Genomic DNA, 18,693 nt, shown 5'->3' on the forward strand with positions numbered 1-18,693 from the left:
CCCCTGGAGGGGCCAATTTTCAAGCGCCGCCACTGGTCTACCTTTGAGCCGTCGCCGACACCTGGCTTGGCCGCCCGTCTCAGTTTCCTTCTCATTGAGCATCGTTCACCGCCGTTCAGACGAGACCGGTCGTGGTAGCCGCTCAGACGGCTGGCCGCATAGGAACGCAGGTGAACAACTCCGTTCGAGGCCCCCGGTGCCACCACCACATGTGGAGAGCGTGCGAGCCGGCAGCCGCATGGTGCCTCGTCGAGCGGCCGCAGCCCGCGGATCGTCACGCGTCGGGGACGCATCGCTGAAGGACAGCACGAACGGTGCCAGGGAAAACGGGGGGACCATGAGCCGAAGACGCTACGTCGCCAGGGGCGTGCCAGGTGGATACCGGATCTGGGACAACCGAGGACGTCGATGGTGAGGCGATCTCTACGAGTTGTGCCCCGACGATCTCGTAGCCGAGCTCAACGGCCAAGCGGACCACACACGGATCACGGCGCTCATGAAGCGCTACAGGGCGCAGAAGCGGTAGGTGACATTGGGGCATGGATGGCCATTGCGCGCACCACAGCCGCACCAGATCGGACGGGAATCACCGGAGAATCACCGGGGAAGCGACATCGCTTTGCCCAGCGTGAGCAGGTGCTGGGCCCACCCCGACAACGTGACCGGCCGCAGCAACCTCGCCAGGAAGCGTGAAGCGGCCCAGACCGTACGGCAGGTGGATCCAGCAACCTCAGTAACCGACTCCTACCGTGAGCCCTTCCCAGCAGCCACCGAGCGACCTGTATGACCGCCGCCACTGCCCGATCCGCTTTGAACTATGGATCAGAAGCCCGAGTACAGGGGCCTGTGCGTCACGGCAGGCCCTTCGGCCGATCAGGCAACCGTCCGATGAGACCTACCCGTCGACGTGCTCGGTCCACCAGCCTCGGTCGGCTTGCCACTCCTGGAACCAGGCCACGAAGTCGGCCTCGGACTCGTTTTCCTCCCCCAGGTCCGCGTACGGAGCCGCACATCCATCCCCCAGCCACCAGACCCGGCCCCGCTGAGCCCCCGTGACCACGAGTACCCAGAACTCGCAGTCGCGGTTGCCACCCAGGAGAACCGAGCCGTTCTGATAGATGCCGTGGAGCAGAGGGGAGTGCTCATCGTGGTCGTAGTAGTCGTACTCCCACTGCCACTCCTCCGCCAGCGGGAACGGATCGGTGAGCTTGCGCTCAGTCGTTCCATCGAATGGTTCGGGACTGAGCCAGCAATCGGCCTTCCAGCTCAGCCAGTTCTGAGGCAGCCCTCCCAACGGGAGGAGTCGGTGAGCCATGGATTCACCCTCCGACGAGCCGTTGGAAACCTCTGCGACGAACGTACGGTAGGGCTCTGGTAGTTCGATGCCGTGAGCCGCTTCCCACGCCCGTACGCCGGCCCAGCCGAGGGGAGACCGTCGCAGATCCCCGGGGACAGCATCGCTGAGGGCAGAGACCGCACTTCTCCAACGGTGCTGCTCTGAACTGCCTGTCATGCGCCTAGTGAACACTAGACCGGACCGGACAGCGGAAACCCGGCCCAGGCGCGACATTCGTCGACCACGCCCTGGAGGGAACCGGCGAACCCGTCGCGGCCCTCCTGCGTTCCGGGAACGCGGGCTCGAGCACGGCCGCCGACCACGTCCCTGCCGCCCGCCGTGCCCTGGCCCAACTGCCGAAGAAGTACCGGCGGGACCGGCAGCCTCTGATCCACTGTGATTCCGCGGGCGGGACCGTTGAGTTCGTTGCCTGACTCGCCCAGCGCGGGCGGTGACTGTCCTACTCGGTCGGCATGGTGATCACCGAGGCCATCCACCAGTACGTTCTCAAGGTTCCGGCCTCGGTCTGGGCGCCTGCGGTCGAGTAGGACGGCGAGGTCCGTGACGGGGCCCGGGTCGCCGAACTCACCGGCCCGTAAATGGCCCTGGACGTTCGAAATCACCACTGCCCTCGAACGGCTCGCATTCCTGCCGAACTCCGGCTGACCAGTGGTTCTCCTGGTCCTACGAGAGGATGTTCCAGTCCGGAGCAGTGGAACCCGGCGTGCACCTGAGACGACACTCGGGACCTCGGCCCGCCCAACAACGGCCATCAACAACGAAACGGACCACCGACTCTGTCACCGGCCAGTCAAGAAGGATCGAGGTCAGCCAGTACCGCAGCGGCGAATGGCGGGAACCTCCCGGCTGTTGCCGTCCTCGCATCTATTGATCAGATACGTTTTGGGTTCATTCGTCGAGGAAGATCTCTTCGATCCTCAGGCCGAAGAGCTTGGCGAGGCGGAAGGCGACGGGAAGGCTTGGGTCGAACTTCCCTGTTTCGATGGCATTGATCGTCTGCCTGGACACGCCGATACGCTGAGCCAGGTCAGCCTGAGTCCAACTGCGTTCGGCGCGAAGGACTGTGATGCGGTTCCTCATCGGTATCGGATCTTGCCGACGACGAAGGCGATCATAAAGACGACTCCCATGAGTGCGGGGAGGACAGCGATGTCGACATCGTGCGCGACGAGATCGGCAGCGTCCGCGACGACATAGGAGAATCCGACAACCCACCCCACACCGAGGGTGACCGCCATCGCATCCTGCATGATCTTCCGTTGCAGCTCATCGAGTGCGCGGAGAAAGCGCGTGAACGCGACGATCCACCCGACGCCGACGGCGAGATTGACGGCAACGGCGGCCCAGTTCGCCACCTGCTGTGGCGGCTCCCACAGCAGTCGCGGGCCGAACTTGGCCAGGGCAAGGGTCGCTGCCCAGGCGATCGTCCAGAGCACGAGCCGAGCGCTCGCTTTGATCTCGCTGTCTGCTTGCACGGGTGCCACCCCTCCGATGCGATGTCAAGTTCACTTGACACGCTATGAAGCGCCCGCCTCGGTGTCAAGTGTGCTTGACATGAGTGCCGTCCGGTTGCGGGTGGGTGCTGCGGCGGTACGGATGAACCACCACGCCTTCTGCGCCCCCTTGAGGACGCCTGTCGCCTGCGCGCGCCGAGAAGGATGCTCTGGCCTTGTGGGGGTGATGGGACCCGGGGTGACTCGGTGAGGGCGTTCTTGCCCCGTGGTGGTGTGCACGTGGTGGCGGTGGAGTGATCGCCGACCTGGTCGGCGCCGACCTCAACGCGGCCTGTCCAAGCAGCATCGAGCCCACGATCAGGCCGAACTCGCCGCCGAGACCCGCCGCTTCCTCCGCAGACGCCAGCGCCGGCCGCACATCGTCCGCGGCATTTCGGCGGCCCACACGTCCGCTATGTCATGGACGCCAACCCCATGAGTTTCTGATCAATAGTGCTGCACCGCATAAGTTCGCGGAGGGTTGCTCGGGTTACAGGACGAAAGCCCTACTTACGCTGGTCAACACAGTTTACGGCTACGGCCTATGGTGGTTGAATCCAGAGATGGACTCCAGCAAGGAACGGCTGGGGCAGGTCAGCCTCGCCAAAGGCGGCCAGGCCCGGATGTCACTCGACAAAGAAGACCGTGGCCTGATCGTCACAGCGTCGCTGCAATGGGACGGCGGCAGCGATGAGCGCCGCGCGCGGGGCGCAGATCTTGATCTCTACACGCTGTTCGTGCCGGCCGACGCGGCCGTACGGAGCGCTGACCATGCGCCCGGCCATGTCTTCCCGCAGATTCAGCGCGGCTTGTTCCGCAGCAAGAACAAGGAGGAGGCCAACGCCCTGCAAGCGGCGCTCGCGACCCGTACCGATGCGGGCCGGGCTCTCTATTACAAGAACCTCGGCTCGTTGACGGAGCCGCCGTACATGCAGTTGAGCGGTGATGCGAAAGCGCCGGGCGAGGAGACCGTCAACATCGTCCGTCCGGACCGGCAGGGGTACGCCCTGATCTGCGCGTACAGCGCGATAAGCAACGGTGCCGGCAGCTTCCGCAGTTACGGTGCGCGGGTCGTCGTCTCGAACGGGATCGGCTCGACGGTGACGGTGCCGCTGTACGACGACACCAACACGTCGTACTGGGTAGCCATCGCCTTCGTCGACTTCACGGATCCGCACGGGGTGTCCATCAGTCATGTCGAGCGTTACAGCAGGCGGTTCACGGAGAAGCGGCCGGTGTTGCACACCGACGGCACGGTGCTGATGGACGCCGGACCGGTGGAATTCAAGCGCAGTTGATCAGTGTCGTGTGAGGGCTCAGGACATAGTTGACGTGATGTTCTCGGGACGCCGTTGACAGTTTCTGATGGTGTTTCAGATGCTGTGGGTGTGACTCAGGAGGCGGAGAGCCAGCAGCAGGTCGACTGGTTGGTCGAGCAGAGGTACCGGGCGGTGCTGGACGTGCTTGACGGTTCGCCGATCACGGAGGTCGCTCAGCGGTACGGCGCCTCCCGGCAGTCGGTCTACACCTGGAAGGCGAGGTACGCCGCAAGCGGCCTCGAAGGCTTGCGGGAGACATCGCGTCGACCGCGGACGAGTCCGACCAGTTAAGATCGGCTCCGAACTCGCCAACCGGCGGATCACCTTGCGACTCGACGGGCACGTCCTCCAGGCGGTGCACGACGGACTGCTGGCCAAGACCCTGCCATCGCCGATCACAGCCGCAGAGCACCCACGGCTCGTCGGTGCCCGCGTCGCAGCGACGCAGCTTCCGCCGGTCCCGGCCGCGGTCAGCGTCGAGCGCAAGCTCCCAACCGACGGCGTCGTGATGGTGGCCCGCCAGCGCCTTCGCGTCGGACGCACCTACGTGGGCCGGATCGTCACCATCTACGTCGAGGACACCCACTTCCGCGTGACCTACGAAGGCCCCGAGATCTCCCTGCATACTCGCAAGGACCAACACCCGGTGACCCGCTGGAAAGCATAGGTCCACGCGCCGAAACTCTGAGTGCGCCCAGACTGCGTGTTCTACGTTGACCGACATGACCGCCTCGGACCGGGCCTACCGCTACGTCGGACCGCACCATGTGATCGCTGCCGTCCAGTCAGCAGACAGCGGTGCCACAATCCGTACAGCCGCCGAATTCGCGACCTGGGTTGCAGCCCGGTCCGCCGAGGAACTGGACGAGCCCTCCACATTCGTCGTCGGCACGGACGGCGCCCTGCGGCTGGCCCCACGCCGCAGCGAACACGTCGCTTGCGTCGCGAGCGGCGAACGGGTGCTGGGCGCCGGCGAAGTCAGTTTCTACCGCGTCGCCGGACGCTGGGTGGTGAACGAGGTCAGCAATCAGTCGACCGGCTACTGCCCGGATGTTGCCTCATGGCCGGCTGTCGCACAGGCGCTGGACCAAGCCGGCCTCGACCACCCGGACTGCTTCACCCACGCAGTGGTCTTCCGTCGGTGTCCCACCTGCCAGGAGCACAACATTGTGCGAGAAGGCCACTTCGTCTGCGTCTTCTGCGACGCAGACCTACCCCGGCGATGGAACGTCGATCCGGACGCAGACGACTCAGACGGGCCCTGATTTCTCTACCCCAGCGCAGCCATCAGGTCCTTCGGCCGCCTTCGGAGCTCAACTGCCCGGCCATGTCCAGTAAGTCTTGCGCCTGTCAAGGATCTGATGAGTCCGAAATGTCAACTGAGTCTTGAGACCTCACACCACACTGTTCGGGGGCGAGGTCCTCGCCACCGCCATCCTGGACCGCCCTCTGCACCACTGCGACGTGATCTCCATCAACGGCCCCAGCTACGGCTCAAGAACCGACTCCAGGCCATCGAGCGCGAGACCGAAGTCGCCCGAACAGGGAAAACTCTCAACGGATCACTGCGATGTCCGGCAGAGGGCGATCCCATCCACCAACTTCCGCAACGAGAACCTGGCGGGCCAGCCGCCGGGCTCGGATCCAGCCCTCATCGCTGGACAGAGCGTCCACGGTCCAGCGACCGGCGTGCTCGCCACCACTCATCTCGCCGAAGATCTCATCGATTTCGCGCAGATCGGGCAGGACCTGGTGAGTGAGGTGCCCCTCCTCGACCAACCTGCCGGCCATGCTGAATGCATGATCGAAATCCAGGGCTATCTCGTCTGGGACCACACCGTGCTGCACCAGCCAGGCATCCTGGGCCGAAGCGTCAGCAGCCACCACCAACAACGACTCGATCAGCAGGCGTCGACGGAACGACGGACCAGGATTCTCCACATCACGATCGTCGCACGCGCCATCGCCCAACGGCGCATCGGCTGCTCTCCAACTCTGCACGTCTATCCGTACGCGGCTGAGCACTTCCCCAAGCAGGCCGACGCACGGCTTCCGGGACGGCTACGGCAACGTCCGCATCTACGTGAGCAGGACTCTGCGTGGCAAACCCCATCCGGTCGGATCCCGGCCGCCATCGGCCCGCGCCGTGACTCGTTGGCTCCTGAACCACCCGGACGCCTTGGTCGAGAGCGACCGGATCCGGCTCAAGGCCGTGCTGGCCAACTGCCCCCATAGCTGGACGTCCTCGCCCAGCACTTGCGGACCTTCGCCCACAGGGTCACCGCCCTGCAAGCCGACCAACTGCCACAGTGGATCGATCAGCGAGAGCAACTACCGGCCTGCCCAGTGTCAGCCGGTTCGCCCAGCACGTCGAACGCGACCTTGACGCCGTTGTCGCTGAACTCTTCCAACCGTGGAACTCGGGTGTCGTCGAGGGCCGTGTCAACCGGATCAAGATGTTCAAGCGCCAGATGTTCGGTCGCGCAGGATTCGAGCTCCTGCGCAAGCGCGTCCTGCTCGCCAACTGACCATGTCAGCGAACCTGATCCGACTGTCTGTGATCGTCATCGATCCTGCGGGGCATTACGCCGAGGATCAGATTTTCGAGGGCGTGCGGCATTGGCCCGAAGCTGGCGACCCAGGTCTCGACAAGGTAGATCTCACTGTCCTCATCGATACCGAGAAAGAATCGGCCGTGATCGAGCTCGCCGAGCGGGAAGAGACGTCTCCCCAACGAGTCGCTCCAGTCGGAGAACCGGTCATCCTCTCCCCAAGCCAGCTCCGGGTTCAGCTCGAATGGTTCCCGGGCACGGTTGATTCCCGGGCCGCCGATGCTCACGATCAACCCTCCGAACTCCTGGAGAAACGTCTCGGCAGCGTCGTGCATGACGATTCCGACCGCTTCGAACCGGGACCGCCAGCCGGTCGTGTCGACCCGCCTGCCCGCCGTCCATCCAGAAGCCTCCAGGACCTCCAGCACCTCCGGCGACCACTCACTCATGACAGGCCCAGCTCCCTGGCTTGCAGCATGAGGAGATCATCCCAGCAGACGACCCGAGAGAGAGCAGCGTTTGACCGCATGACAAGAAGGACCAGAGCCTGTTTGGCAGCAGCACTTGTGCATGAGTTCCGAGCAATTGGTGATCACTCCGCTGAGAGATGTTCACAAGCTTTGGTTCTGGCTCATATTCCCTGGAGCATGCGCGCTGAGTGACGATTGTCGGGCGAGCGGGTCCTGGGGGCGCCGTTGACGAGCGGCGGACCAGGTGACAAGTAGTCCGCTGGGTCCGGTGGCTACTGCGTCCGATCTCCGGGCGTGAACGGACCGGTCGCGGGGGCTACGCACTTGTCGACGACGGTCTCCTCCCCGGCTGCCGAGCCTTCCAAGCAGAGCTGCCCGCCCTTCTCGCGCAGGTCGAGGAAGAACCGCGTGGTCGCACCGGCCTGCCTCAGGTCGTGGATGCCCTCGTCGACGTAGCCGAGGTCGTTCAGGATCGTCCTGACCTTCGCGGGGGTGGGGTCCACCAGATCCCAGAGGGCCTGGGCGATGCGCTGCTCGTGGTGGTGGCTCGCGCACCAGTCACGCCCGTTCAGCTCCACTTCCGGTCCCGCCGTGGGCGCGATCGGCGCGACCGTGTCGACGGGCGGCTCCACGCCGGGCGGTGCCTCCGGCGGACTGCTCGGCTGCGCCACGGGCGGGGCGCCCGGAGGGGGGCACGTCTGCTCGATGTACTCCTGTATGTCCGCGAGGGTCGGATCAGGCTGCTGGCTTCTCACGGTCTCTGCGCGCACGGACTGCGCTCCGCCGGTGGTCGCATTTTCGGAGCCGCACGCGCCCAGTGCCAGCACGGCGAGGGCGGTGATGGCCAGGGCGAGCTGCGGCCGGCGCGAGGAGCGGGCGAACATGCTGGTCGAGGCAGGTATTCGTCTCATGGGTACAGCCTCTTGGTAAGCCGCCCCCTGCGCGTGAGTACGCATACTCACGCGGGCCGGGGCAAGCACTCAACACCGATGAGTCCCGAAGTACGCGGGCTGGGGCCATGGGTGGCCTGCGGGGCAGCGTGGGGCATTCTCAGCCTCCTCGACGAAACCACGCTGCCTGTCGCCACCTGGTCGTGATGCTCTTGACCTGCCGATTCTGGGCCTGGCACCGCCACTGGGCCGCGGTCGCTGCAGCTGCCTGCGCGGGCTCGGTCGTCGTCTTCGCCCTGACTGACCTGGTGCGGTCGACCTGGACCGGATCACGGCGGACGCGTCGGCGACAGCATGCGCAGCAACAATCGCTCTGGTCGTCTTCGCGGGGAGTGTCGCGGCTGACATCCCCAGCCACCCGATCAGCACTTACGTGATCCACAACTCTTGACGATTACTCAGCCGGTGCCGGGCTTCTGCACAGGCAACTGCCCGCGACCGGTGCGAGTGCGAGGCCGCTGACTCACACCTGCCGCGATGACCTGCGGGTTCGAGGTGGGAAGAGGCTCAATGATTAACATATTGAGCCTCGAGATCAACTCGGCCGAGCTGGCCCCAAATCGGTCACGTCCAGGCAAGAGCTGTTCGATCGGATCCGGCAGGACAGTTGGCAACGATGGAGTCACTCGCCTGCAGGTAGGAACGTGGGCTTGCGCAGCAGCCACTGTCCGAACGTCCGACGCGGGGGCCGCACTACGACGCGACCGTGGGTCGTCGTGCCGACGAGCTCCACACGCAGCGTGATCGGCGTCCCGTGGTCCGGCGCCTGACGAATCTTGATTTTGCTGTGTACGAGGCGCAGGGCGCCGGCATCGACCACGATGCCCGGCTTGGTGATCAGTGTCAGTTGCTTGCCTGTCATGTCCATGCTGATCTGCAAGGTGTCCTGTGTGATCACCGCCTGAGTGAAGTCGAGCGTCACCTCACACCACGCAGTGGCCAGCTCCAGCCTCCGCGGCACCACCCAGCGCCCCACGCGTTTGACCGCGCCACTGTGAATCCCCTCGATCCGGAGTAGGTCCTTGACCTCCGCTACGGCGGTGCCGGTCGAAGCGGACACGGCCGGCAGGTCGGCGGTCAGCGCGGTCAGCTTGCTGACGGTACGCGCCGACAGGGCGGCCTCCAGGCGCTCGTCCAACTCGTCCGCGGTCAGCAGACCATCCCCTGCCGCGATACGCAGCACGTCCACCACCCGGTCCCGATCAGCGTGAGAGGCTCTCAGCTCGGGCGACGAGCCGGGGCCGGAGCGCTTCCCGGTGGGCGAAATCTCTCCCGACATACTTCCGTCCTGGTCCTGTCGAATGTCTCCGCGCGACGCATGCGGCGGCGCGAATGGAAGACTAACGCTATATCGCGACATGAATCCCGGCTGGGGCCCATCACGGAGAGGCGGTCTTGAAGAGCGTTTTGTCCCTGCGAGGGTGTTTGATGACTGGGCGATCTCGGCCGCTTGGGGCGGGCCGTGCCGACGTGTGAGGATCCGCCCTGTGGAGTGCGATGTGTATGGTCAGACGATGTGGCGGGGGCCGGTGCCGCCGACACCCTGGGAAGAAGAGGCCTGGTCCTGCTCGTGGTGTTACGCCGCCACTCATGTGGGTGGTGAGTGGTTCGAGATCTCGCGCCCGTCATATCTGGCAGTGGAGATGCGCTGGGAGAAGGCCGCCGCGGACGGTCTTGCCGCTGACGTCTCCCACGCCTATGAGGACTCCGTCAGGTGCCACCGTGAGAAGTGGCGGCTGGCTCTGGACATGCTCGACACCCTGGCCGGCTGGGGCATGAGAGCGCCGGTCGTAGTGGCCGACGCCGCATACGGCACCAACGCCCGCCTGCGAGCCGGCCTGGCCCAGCGGGGAATCGACTACGTGCTCGCCGTCCGCGGCGACGTGAGTGCACACCCGTTCGGCGCGGAGCCTGTGGCCCCGGGCCGCAAGGGCGCCGTCGGCTGTGTGCCTCAGCCTCGCCCCGAACGCTGGGTCGTGGAGCGCGCGTTCGCCCACCTGCAAGGGTTCCGCAGCCTGCGGATCCGCCGGGAGATCCGTGACGACCTCCACGAAGCATTCCTCTCCCTCGGATGCGCACTCATCTGCCGGCGGCGCCTTGAGACCGTACGCAGCCAGGTTCAGACGGCCTTGAGTGTCCAATCGCTTGCTGGCACGGAATGAACCCACACGTAGCCGGGGCCGGCCATCCGAACTGTCCCTCTCTGGGTTCCTGTGCTGTCCACCTCGAGTGATTCACCGGTGTCGAACGCATGATGCCTGAACCCCAGCCCACTTGAACGGTCAGCGCACTCGTAGCGCATCTCCAGCTGCTCACCCTCCCAGACGAAGAGCTGGGTGCCTTGGCCTGCGACGGTGGTCGGCATAGGGGGCACGTCTTCAGGCAGCATCCTGTCGAGTTGCCAGCGAGCCACCCCGTTTCCCCCCGCCTTGCGCACCTCCAAGTGCGTATACCTGCCGGGCAGCACGAACGGATGCCACGATCGCCCCCACGTGTGGAAGAGCGCCGCATCCGACGACCGCTCCTGCGGGGTGTCGATCCAGGGTGTTGCGTAGTAGGTAGTGATCGGCCCCCGCGACCTCAAGCTCAACAGCGCCAGCTGCCCGTGCGGTCGAGGTATGTCAACAGTGCGCGTCCGCCAGCCCCCCACCGGAAACTTCTGTGACGTCACGCCTAGCCCCTCCCGCTACGAGGCCCTCTGGCCATCTCCTACTTCGCCGACTCAGAAGGTGATCCAATCACTTCCCAGATCATTTTGTCAGGGGGTTCCACCAGGACTCCGTTAGGTGTGTCTGTCGGTCTTGTCCTGGGGTACCGGGGATGCGTAGATTCGCATGAAGTGAACGGTGTACGGGCGAAGTTGGCGCCGTATGTGGCGGACGTGTTCGCGTCGGTGCCGCGCAAGGACCAGCGGGCGAAGGGTGACTGCTACCTGCGGGGACTGATGCTCGACGGTCCCGAGCCAGTTTTACGACAGGTTTCCAGGAGAAGGTACGGGAGTGGTGCGGGCCAGGGCCGAGGGTCTTCTCAGGAAGATCGCATTGTTCGTGCTCTTCGTAGCGGGAGTCCCTGCCAGGGAAGACGTTCGCTGTGGGTTTGCTCTTGGGCGTCAGTCTCCCGACGGACGCGGGGCGCGCAGATGTGCCCGCTCCTTCAGCTCATCCTCGTCAACGAGCGTGTACATCGGCTGACCCGACTCGCACAGCATGAACGCGACGAACTTGGCTGGCGCGTCCGAGAGGGCGTTGGCGTCCTGGTAGTGGATCACGTCGCCGCCCGGCTCCCAGAACGTCTCACCAGCGGCGACCACTCGTTCTGGATGACCCTCGATCTCGAAGCGGACAGCGCCCTCGATCACGTAGCCGAATGCCGGCCCTGCGTGACGATGCGGAGGAAGGCCAGGATGGCCGGGAGGCCAGTGGACGAAGATGGTCATTCCCGAGGCGCCCTCGGGAATGAAGGGTGGCTGGACGTCCGCGAGCATCCTGGGTCCGAACTCCTGGTCGGACGCCTCGTTCCCTGAATTCTTCTCCGACACTGCAAGACACCTCCTTAGGCCTGCAGGCGGCGGACGACGATACCGCGCCCGCTTTTCTTGCCGCGCATTGGAATGCTGGCCCGTATCGCAGACGTGCCGTGCGACATGCGCCGCAGTCTGAAAGCACCCTGAGACCAGGGTGTCTCCTGCTCGCGGCGTCCGCATCCGGGGCCGTGTTAGCCAGGTACTCTGCCCGCGTCGAGCAAGCTTTCGCCCGCATGGAGACCTGACTCGAAGATTTTGCGGAGCCTTGGTGTCACATATGGATGTGAGGAAGCGGCGTACGTGGCACTTGGCTCCTTGGCACGTATCGTGCAGTGATTTGCTATCTGCGCGCGGCCAGGTACTCGCCGACACGTCCGCGCAGATGGTGTCGCGCGCGCACCAGATGTTGCGTTGCCACCGCCGGGTCGAGCGAGAGGCGACGCGTTGCTGCCTCCAGTGAGATGCCCTCCAAGTCGACCAGGGTCAGGATCTTGTCCAGATCCTCTGGTAGTTCATCGAGCGCGGCGTCTACGACGGAGTACAGCTCATCCGTCTGGATTTCCGCATCGGGGCCGAGGAGACGGGAGATAGTGGGCCATGCGACCGGTTTGGGGTGCCACTGCCGCTTGTCTGATTCGTCTCTGTAGAAGTCGGGAAAGTACAACTCCGCCGAGTCCGCATCGGGGTCGAGGGGTTCGGCGTCGGAGAAGGACCGTAGAACGTCCGTGGAGATCGGGTTCGCGGGATCGCCGAAGTGCGTGCGGCCGGTCGGGCCGCGACGCTGGGCTCGCAGCAGGCTTTCCGCCCATTGTGCGGTGTCCGAGATGTTGGCCTCGGTGTGGCGACTGAGCCGGTGAGCCAGTTCCGCGACCAGTTCGCCGGGCGTGGGGGTCGCGTTCGGTGAGGAGCTGAGGAAGTGCTCCCACGTGTCCTGCACGAGGTCCTCGTCATGGAGCGGGTCGACTGCGCGTGCCAGCGCCTCCAGAGATCGCTGGGTTTTTCGTGCTTCGCTGTCGGCGCCATTCCCAACGTCCGCCGCGAACGCATCCTCGGAGCGGGTTCTGGCGTGCGCGCTCAGCAAGGCGCTGGTGGCGGCGGTCTGGCTGAGGTAGGTCGCGCACGCTGTGCATTCCTCGACATGCCGAGCGAGTTCTGACGTGGGCTCGCGTGGCAGTACGCCGTCCATCGCAAGGCTTCCCATGGATCCGACATCTTTGCAGTCCATTTTTTATGTCCGACACCGCTAGGCACTTCGTGTTGTCGGCGTCGGCCCTCCTTTCGGCGTCGGAATGGCTGTCAAGAGAACGTTACGCGGCGCGATGACATGTATCGGTGCGCCGGGCCGATAGCCGAGACAGGGAGGGCACCCCTGACTACTGTCCAGGGGCCTTCCCGACGGTAGGGACGGTGATGATCAGGATTGCATCACCGCCGGACGATGGTGGTCGCAGCCCGGTGACGTACTGCGGAAGCAGTCGCCTGGTGGTCACCACAAGCCGCCAACCCCTTTCCGGGTCGTAAAGTGTGAATGTGCTTCCCATCGGGTTTCGAAGGAGGCCCATCATGGCAACCGTAAGAGCCGCGGCGGTGCAGATCAGCCCGGTGCTATACAGTCGGACCGGGACCGTCGAGAAGGTTGTTCAGAAGATCCGAGGGCTCGGGGGGAAGAACGTCCATCTCGCAGTGTTCTCCGAGACCGTAGTTCCCTACTACCCGTACTTCTCATTCGTGCAGCCCCCTTTCAAAATGGCCGGCGAACATCTCCGGCTGCTGGACGAGGCGGTAACCGTTCCGTCCCCGGAGACCAGCGCGATCGCTGATGCCGCACGCAAAGCCCGGATGGTCGTGTCGATCGGCGTCAACGAACGGGACGGCGGCACCATCTACAACACACAGTTGCTTTTCGACGCGGACGGGACCTTGATCCAGCGCCGCCGCAAGATCACTCCGACCTACCACGAGCGCATGATCTGGGGACAAGGGGACGGTTCGGGGCTGCGGGCGGTGGACAGTGCCGCTGGCCGCATCGGACAGCTTGCGTGCTGGGAGCACCATCAGCCACTGGCTCGCTACGCCCTCATCGCGGACGGGGAGCAGATTCACGCCGCGATGTATCCAGGTGCGTTCGGAGGCCAGGTGTTCGCCGACCAGATCGACGTCAACATCCGCCAGCACGCGCTGGAGTCGGCTTGCTTCGTGGTCAGCGCCACGGCCTGGCTCGATCCTGACCAGCAGGCGCGGATCACCGAGGACACCGGCGGTCCCATAACAGCGATCTCGGGCGGTTGCTTCACCGCCGTCGTCGATCCCGAGGGTCGTATCATCGGTGAGCCGCTCACATCGGGCGAGGGTGAAGTCATCGCCGAACTGGACTTCGAGCTGATCGACCGGCGCAAACGCCTGATGGACGCGTGCGGTCACTACGGCCGCCCAGAGCTCCTCAGTTTGCAGATCGACCGCAGACCCGCACGCTACCTGGACGAGCGCGGTGTCCAGTAAGCAACTTCACTTGAACTATTGATCAGGTGCCCTGCTGCGGGCTCAGGTCCGGTGTGTAGCTGGGAAGCCGGAAGACGGTGAGCCAGTCGGCGTGGGCGGCGATGAAGTCGCGGATCGGTGGCCCCAGATGCATTCGCAGGTTGTCGCAGACCAGCGCGATCGGGCTGCCGTGCCGGATGTGCGCCCTGATCAGAAGGTCGCGCATGTCACGCCATCCGATGTCACTCGCGGACCGAGTAGAACATCTGGGACCGCCTTCGTGGTTTGTGGCAGGTCAGCCAGGCCATGGACGTCTGGCCCGAGCCTGGGCCACACCCCGAACAGCGGGGCGAGCTGGCGCATGGTCAGGTTCGTGCGCCAGTACGCCGCGACCAGCGGTGCCCGGTCCTCCAGCGGAAGGCTCCACGACCGGCCCTTGCGGACCGCGTCCGCGCCCTCACGACGCAGCACCGTCACCAGCTTGCCGAACTGCCTCGGGCTCAGCCCGGTGAACGGGGCTATCCAGGAGGGCTCCGACGCTGTAATCACACCAGTCACATCAAGATCATGTCATCGGTGGCTTCTGCGTCCGTCGGCGAACCGCTTTCCCGATACGGCACAGCCGTTGCAGGGAGAGATAGGGGGTGGGGTTACGGCAAGATACCTCCAGTCCCGAGCTGGATGCCGGGGCCTGTGCGACCCACCCCCCATGGCCGCGAGTCCCTCACGATCTCCGTCCGGCCCATTGAGGCCGTGATCGTACCTGGAGCCACTGACAAGACGGCCGGTCCGAGGACCAGCGGCTACGAACTACCTGCACGGCGCCCAGCCCAGATACCCAGACGCGATCACCGACCAGTAGTTACGGGACAGCCCTTTGGATACCGCAGTGAGCGGTGTCGAGTCGGCCTGCCCGTCTCGACACCGCCGCGGACCGAAGGCGTCTTGGTAGTCGAGCAGCGTTTCGCTACTTGGCCTGGTCGGAGGCGTCGTCCGGAGTGTGGTGCGCTGATGGTCTGTAGGGGGGCTTGTCGGACCGTCCCTCCAACGAGTGGACCGAGAACTGTCTGGACTGCGATTCGGGCAGCCTCCCGGCGTGATCGACGACCTTGCGGACGTGACCTGGGACCGTGAACTCGGCGACCTCTTCCTCCGGATCGGCCGCCGCTTCGGCCGCGCCGACCTGCGACGTCGCATGCGCGACTACGTTCGCGCCCTGCTCGGCCCAGTCGGCCGCAAGAACGGATGGCAGCCGGCCGAATACGCGGCCACCGCTTGGTATTCACGCAGTGAGCTGGTCGCACTGGCGGCGCAGACGCCAAGCCGTGGCCCGCCACTGCCACTACCGGCGACGAGTCCGCTCGTTGGAGGGGCGGTCGGAGATGACCGCCCCCGACACACCAACAGCGAACTATTTGACGAACTCCGGAACCAGCACGCCTGCTGGCCGGCAAAGCCGTCCAGGACTACGTCAGCTGAGCGAAGTCGTCAGAATCGGCCACCTTGTCGTCGAGGAGTACGTGGGATGCGCTCACGGCAGCTCTTTCAGCGTGGCTGGCGATGGCGGCAGCCGTCCGGCTGCTCGCCGCTGGCGGGCGGTGCAGGGTGGGTGTGGCTGGGTGGCTGCCTGCGAGGTGCAGCGGCGGGTCTGCGGACCACTTTGTGTGATCTGACGTCGGGCAGCATTCGCACTCGGCTGCGGGACGGTCGGTGTCAGCTGTTCATGCCGCCTGCGAAGGGCATGGTCTCCCAGTGGTCGATGGCGGGTTTGAGGTAGTCCATCAGCTTGGGCAACTGCGGGACGAGTGTGAGCGTGGCGACTGCCCGCAGCATGCCAAGGGCGTTGACGAAGCGCAGGACTTCTTTGTCGAGTGGCCTTGTGCCGTTGCGTCGGGCGCCGTGGTCGTAGCCGGATTCGTGTTCGGGTCCGAGAGCGGCCAGGTCCCATTCCACGGGGCCCAGGGTGACCAGTTCGAAGTCGGCGTAGAGGTCGCCGTCCACCCCGGAGAAGATGTTCGCGGGCGGGGAGTCACCGTGGAGGGGCTGGATGTCGATCCCTGGGAACCGGGCCTCGAAGACGGTGCGTGAGCGGACCATGGGTTCGAGGAGCTGCCACTCGCGCCGGGCGCGGTCCAGTTGGGCCGCGTCGATCAGGGTGGGGTGCTTTCCGAGTTGGACGAGGCTTTCTGCGATGAACCGGGGATCGGCCGCGGACAGGAACTCCAGGCGGCCCGGGTAGGTGCGCATTGCCGCGTGCAGGGTGGCGACGCTCTCTGCGTTCGCCACGTAGTCGGGTTCCCTTTTCTGGTCCTCCTCGACGAACGGCCAGAACGTCATCGAGTAGCCGTCGCGCTGGACGGGTTGTCGCGGCACGAGCGGGCTGGGCGCGATCACGGGGATTGCCTGGTGGGCGAGCCAGTGTGTGACATCCAGCTCGTCCTGCTGGCGGCGTGCGAGGGCGGGCAGGTCGTCCGGGTGCGGCAGGACGGTGGGAATCCGGGCCACGACCGGGGAGGGTGCCAGGTGGACGACGACGGAGAAGACGTTGTGGAGCACCGTGGGGTCGGTGACGGTAAGGCCGAGGTCGCGCCCTGCCGCGACGGCCGCGTCGACGACGGCCAGGGTGCGGCCGGCGAGCTGTCGTGGTGTCAGGAAGGTGGTCATGGCTCCATCGTTTCAGTGGCTTTTCCGGCTGTTGGGCAGGCCGGAGCGGGGCGGGGGCCTTTCAGAGCGAAGAACCTTGGGAGGGCAGGTCCTGCGGCCGGCGTGCGGCTGGAGCTGTTCGTTTTCGGAGTGTTCGCGGAGGTCGTGGTGGTGCGAGGCCGTGACCACTGTTCCTGGGTGTGTGGTGATCGTCGTCTGGAGGTTTTCGGGCAGGTCGAGCGTGATGTGGTTGGTCGGGCTTGTCGGGGTCGAGGAGGTCTGTCGGCCGGGCCGTCAGGCGGGTGGTCTGCAGGCGCCGCTGCTGGCCGGCGGGCAGGGCGAGGACCGGGACGTGCGGGTCTTCGTCGCGGAACAGGCCGAGTGTCCGTAGTTGTTCGGCGTGTTGCTCCGGTAGTCCGGGCTGTCCGGCGGCGAACGCGGTGGGCAGTGGGAGCCGGGTGGAGTGTGTGGGCAGTTCCTGTGCGAGGTGACCGGTCCTGGCGGGGTGGCGTGGTGTGCCTGCGTCCGGTTCCAGGTCGCCTGGCAGGACGCGCGGGAGTGTCGTCTTGCCGGCGCCGTTCTGGCCGGTGACGAGCAGTCGCTGTCCGGGCGTGATCGTCAGGAGGCTGTCCGGACGCAGCCGCTCACGGACCTGTGTACCGTCCAGCTCGGGCAGGGGCGTTTGAGTGGGGCGGTCCGCCGACGGCAGCGTCGTCGTGAAGCGCAGCGGCGTCGGCGGCTGTGCCACGGGGTTGTGCCGCAGTTGGGTCAGGCGCTGCCGGAGGGAGCGGACCTGACCGCCGAGTTTGGCGTCGCTGGAGCGGCGGTGCTTGCCAGAGCCCTGCTTCGGGTCACGGCCGGTTGCGGCAAGCCGCCGTGTCGCGGCCTCGAGGAGCTCCTCGGCGCGGGCGACTTCTCCTGCCCGGTCCGCGTACCGCTGCTCAGCTCCGAGCCGGGCGGCGGCCTTCGCGGTGCGGTAGCCGTCCCAGCCGTCGCCGTACCGGAGCACCGTCCGTGTGTCCCGGTCCGTCTCGAGGATCGTGGTGGCGATGCGTTGTAGGAAGCCGCGGTTGTGGGTGACCGCGACGACGGTGCCGCGGTGGGCGCGCAGATGCTCCTCCGGCCAGCGCCTGGCCGCCGCATCGAGGTGGTTGGTCGGTTCGTCGAGGAGCAACGGTTCGGGGGAGGCGGCGAGGACGCAGGCGGGCGCGAGCCGCGACTGCTCGCCGCCGGTCAGCGAGCCGAGCAGGCGGTCGCGGGTGATCCGGGCGAGACCGAGGCCGTGCATCGCGGCATTCACACGGGCGTCCGCCTCGTACCCGCCGCGCTCCTCGTAGGCGGTCGGCAGTTCGCCGTACGCGGCGGGATCTGCTTCCGTAGCCTCACCCGGGCATGCCTTCGCCAGGCGCAACCGGAGTTCCATGTCGCGCAGTTCGGTGAGGGCGAGGTCGACGGCGTCCTGCACGGTGCGGTCCGCGCCGAGGTCCTGGGTCTGTGCGAGGGGGCCGGTGGTGCCGCGAAAGCTGACGGTGATCTCTCCTGCGTCCGGCAGCTCGGTCGCGGCGAGCAGTCGCAGCAGGGTCGACTTGCCGGAGCCGTTCTCGTCGGTGACGGCCGCCTTCTCGCCCGGACGGACGGTGAAATGGACCTGGTCGAGGACGGTCCGGGTGCCGTAGGACTTGGTGACGTCCCTCACCGACAGCTGTGCCACAGCAGTGGGGCTGGCGGTGGACACGCCGGCATGAGCGCGGTCGCGCATATCGCTTTCCCTGGGCATGCGAAGGGTCTACGGGCAGCAGAAACGGCGGCATCGGCCGTGCCCGGACTCAGACGAAGAAGAGGAAAGCCATGCCTCCACCATAACAAGACGAGCCGTCTCGCCTCAACGCGTTTGTCGCGCAGCCCGTG

General features: G+C 65.8%; 16 protein-coding genes and 9 pseudogenes. 13 read left to right on the plus strand and 12 right to left on the minus strand.

Annotated features, from left to right (window positions below; all coding sequences use genetic code 11):
* Positions 1-337 precede the first annotated feature (337 nt).
* Positions 338-526: pseudogene (locus ACWCPM_RS07805) on the plus strand (hypothetical protein).
* 369 nt (positions 527-895) lie between these two features.
* Here ACWCPM_RS07805 and ACWCPM_RS07810 read toward each other — a convergent pair.
* On the minus strand, positions 896-1,570 hold the full coding sequence (locus tag ACWCPM_RS07810; protein ID WP_450975241.1) for an SMI1/KNR4 family protein: 675 nt from the start codon (positions 1,568-1,570) through the stop codon (positions 896-898).
* Between ACWCPM_RS07810 and ACWCPM_RS07815 the strand changes: the two are divergent.
* Positions 1,558-1,881, plus strand: a pseudogene (locus ACWCPM_RS07815) (transposase); the annotation flags it as partial. The gene ACWCPM_RS07810 and the pseudogene ACWCPM_RS07815 sit on opposite strands and share 13 nt — an antisense overlap.
* A gap of 364 nt (positions 1,882-2,245) precedes the next feature.
* On the opposite strand, the gene ACWCPM_RS07820 reads toward ACWCPM_RS07815, so the two are convergent.
* Together ACWCPM_RS07820 and ACWCPM_RS07825 are read right to left on the minus strand one after the other, a co-directional pair.
* Positions 2,246-2,437, minus strand: a complete 192-nt coding sequence (locus ACWCPM_RS07820) for a helix-turn-helix transcriptional regulator (RefSeq protein WP_450975242.1) — start codon at positions 2,435-2,437, stop codon at positions 2,246-2,248.
* Complete coding sequence (locus ACWCPM_RS07825; RefSeq protein WP_450975243.1) at positions 2,434-2,832, minus strand: hypothetical protein; 399 nt, start codon at positions 2,830-2,832, stop codon at positions 2,434-2,436. The genes ACWCPM_RS07820 and ACWCPM_RS07825 overlap by 4 nt, the downstream gene beginning before the upstream one ends.
* A 581-nt stretch (positions 2,833-3,413) precedes the next feature.
* Here ACWCPM_RS07825 and ACWCPM_RS07830 point away from each other — a divergent pair.
* The 7 genes and pseudogenes from ACWCPM_RS07830 (at position 3,414) to ACWCPM_RS07860 (ending at position 6,697) form a co-directional block, all read left to right on the plus strand.
* Positions 3,414-4,148 carry a hypothetical protein gene (locus tag ACWCPM_RS07830; protein WP_450975244.1) on the plus strand — a complete coding sequence of 245 codons (735 nt, stop codon included), beginning with the start codon at positions 3,414-3,416 and terminating at the stop codon, positions 4,146-4,148.
* Positions 4,149-4,238: 90 nt separating this feature from the next.
* Positions 4,239-4,451: pseudogene (locus ACWCPM_RS07835) on the plus strand (helix-turn-helix domain-containing protein); the annotation flags it as partial.
* 43 nt (positions 4,452-4,494) lie between these two features.
* The gene (locus ACWCPM_RS07840; protein WP_450975245.1) at positions 4,495-4,836 is read left to right on the plus strand and encodes a hypothetical protein; all 342 of its coding nucleotides are present in this window, start codon (positions 4,495-4,497) and stop codon (positions 4,834-4,836) included.
* A 55-nt stretch (positions 4,837-4,891) separates the two neighbouring features.
* On the plus strand, positions 4,892-5,434 hold the full coding sequence (locus ACWCPM_RS07845) for a hypothetical protein (RefSeq protein WP_450975246.1): 543 nt from the start codon (positions 4,892-4,894) through the stop codon (positions 5,432-5,434).
* 139 nt (positions 5,435-5,573) lie between these two features.
* Positions 5,574-5,707 (plus strand): annotated as a pseudogene (locus ACWCPM_RS07850) (ATP-binding protein); the annotation flags it as partial.
* Between the two features lie 151 nt (positions 5,708-5,858).
* Positions 5,859-6,404: a hypothetical protein gene (locus tag ACWCPM_RS07855; protein WP_450975247.1), complete on the plus strand. Its 546-nt coding sequence runs from the start codon at positions 5,859-5,861 to the stop codon at positions 6,402-6,404.
* 74 nt (positions 6,405-6,478) lie between these two features.
* Entirely contained in the window at positions 6,479-6,697 is a 219-nt protein-coding gene (locus tag ACWCPM_RS07860) for a transposase (RefSeq protein ID WP_450975248.1), read from the plus strand.
* Positions 6,698-6,702: 5 nt separating this feature from the next.
* Here the strand turns inward: ACWCPM_RS07860 and ACWCPM_RS07865 are convergent, their stop codons facing one another.
* The 3 genes from ACWCPM_RS07865 to ACWCPM_RS07875 form a co-directional block, all read right to left on the minus strand.
* Positions 6,703-7,170, minus strand: coding sequence for an SUKH-3 domain-containing protein (locus ACWCPM_RS07865; protein WP_450975249.1), 468 nt, complete (start codon positions 7,168-7,170; stop codon positions 6,703-6,705).
* Positions 7,171-7,463: 293 nt separating this feature from the next.
* Positions 7,464-8,102 (minus strand): hypothetical protein, encoded by a 639-nt coding sequence (locus ACWCPM_RS07870; protein ID WP_450975250.1) that lies wholly within the window; start codon positions 8,100-8,102, stop codon positions 7,464-7,466.
* A 661-nt stretch (positions 8,103-8,763) separates the two neighbouring features.
* Positions 8,764-9,420 carry a DUF1707 SHOCT-like domain-containing protein gene (locus ACWCPM_RS07875; RefSeq protein WP_450975251.1) on the minus strand — a complete coding sequence of 219 codons (657 nt, stop codon included), beginning with the start codon at positions 9,418-9,420 and terminating at the stop codon, positions 8,764-8,766.
* A gap of 364 nt (positions 9,421-9,784) precedes the next feature.
* On the opposite strand from ACWCPM_RS07875, the gene ACWCPM_RS07880 reads away from it, so the two are divergent.
* Together ACWCPM_RS07880 and ACWCPM_RS07885 are read left to right on the plus strand one after the other, a co-directional pair.
* On the plus strand, positions 9,785-10,303 hold the full coding sequence (locus ACWCPM_RS07880) for a transposase (protein ID WP_450975275.1): 519 nt from the start codon (positions 9,785-9,787) through the stop codon (positions 10,301-10,303).
* 644 nt (positions 10,304-10,947) lie between these two features.
* Positions 10,948-11,130, plus strand: a pseudogene (locus ACWCPM_RS07885) (IS701 family transposase); the annotation flags it as partial.
* 120 nt (positions 11,131-11,250) lie between these two features.
* Here the strand turns inward: ACWCPM_RS07885 and ACWCPM_RS07890 are convergent.
* Both ACWCPM_RS07890 and ACWCPM_RS07895 read right to left on the minus strand, forming a co-directional pair.
* Complete coding sequence (locus tag ACWCPM_RS07890) at positions 11,251-11,625, minus strand: cupin domain-containing protein (protein WP_450975252.1); 375 nt, start codon at positions 11,623-11,625, stop codon at positions 11,251-11,253.
* A 379-nt stretch (positions 11,626-12,004) separates the two neighbouring features.
* The gene (locus ACWCPM_RS07895; protein ID WP_450975253.1) at positions 12,005-12,865 is read right to left on the minus strand and encodes an RNA polymerase sigma factor; all 861 of its coding nucleotides are present in this window, start codon (positions 12,863-12,865) and stop codon (positions 12,005-12,007) included.
* A 362-nt stretch (positions 12,866-13,227) separates the two neighbouring features.
* Here ACWCPM_RS07895 and ACWCPM_RS07900 point away from each other — a divergent pair, with 362 nt between their 5' ends.
* Positions 13,228-14,163: a nitrilase-related carbon-nitrogen hydrolase gene (locus tag ACWCPM_RS07900; RefSeq protein WP_450975254.1), complete on the plus strand. Its 936-nt coding sequence runs from the start codon at positions 13,228-13,230 to the stop codon at positions 14,161-14,163.
* A gap of 28 nt (positions 14,164-14,191) precedes the next feature.
* Here ACWCPM_RS07900 and ACWCPM_RS07905 read toward each other — a convergent pair.
* Together ACWCPM_RS07905 and ACWCPM_RS07910 are read right to left on the minus strand one after the other, a co-directional pair.
* A pseudogene (locus tag ACWCPM_RS07905) lies at positions 14,192-14,474 on the minus strand (transposase); the annotation flags it as partial.
* 1 nt (position 14,475) lies between these two features.
* A pseudogene (locus tag ACWCPM_RS07910) lies at positions 14,476-14,700 on the minus strand (transposase family protein); the annotation flags it as partial.
* Between the two features lie 559 nt (positions 14,701-15,259).
* Between ACWCPM_RS07910 and ACWCPM_RS07915 the strand changes: the two are divergent.
* Positions 15,260-15,409: pseudogene (locus tag ACWCPM_RS07915) on the plus strand (IS701 family transposase); the annotation flags it as partial.
* 446 nt (positions 15,410-15,855) lie between these two features.
* Here ACWCPM_RS07915 and ACWCPM_RS07920 read toward each other — a convergent pair.
* Together ACWCPM_RS07920 and ACWCPM_RS07925 are read right to left on the minus strand one after the other, a co-directional pair.
* The gene (locus tag ACWCPM_RS07920) at positions 15,856-16,806 is read right to left on the minus strand and encodes a phosphotransferase (RefSeq protein ID WP_450975255.1); all 951 of its coding nucleotides are present in this window, start codon (positions 16,804-16,806) and stop codon (positions 15,856-15,858) included.
* Positions 16,807-16,818: 12 nt separating this feature from the next.
* Positions 16,819-18,544: pseudogene (locus ACWCPM_RS07925) on the minus strand (ABC-F family ATP-binding cassette domain-containing protein).
* Between the last annotated feature and the right edge of the window lie 149 nt (positions 18,545-18,693).

The organism is Streptomyces sp. NPDC002309 (assembly GCF_053593375.1).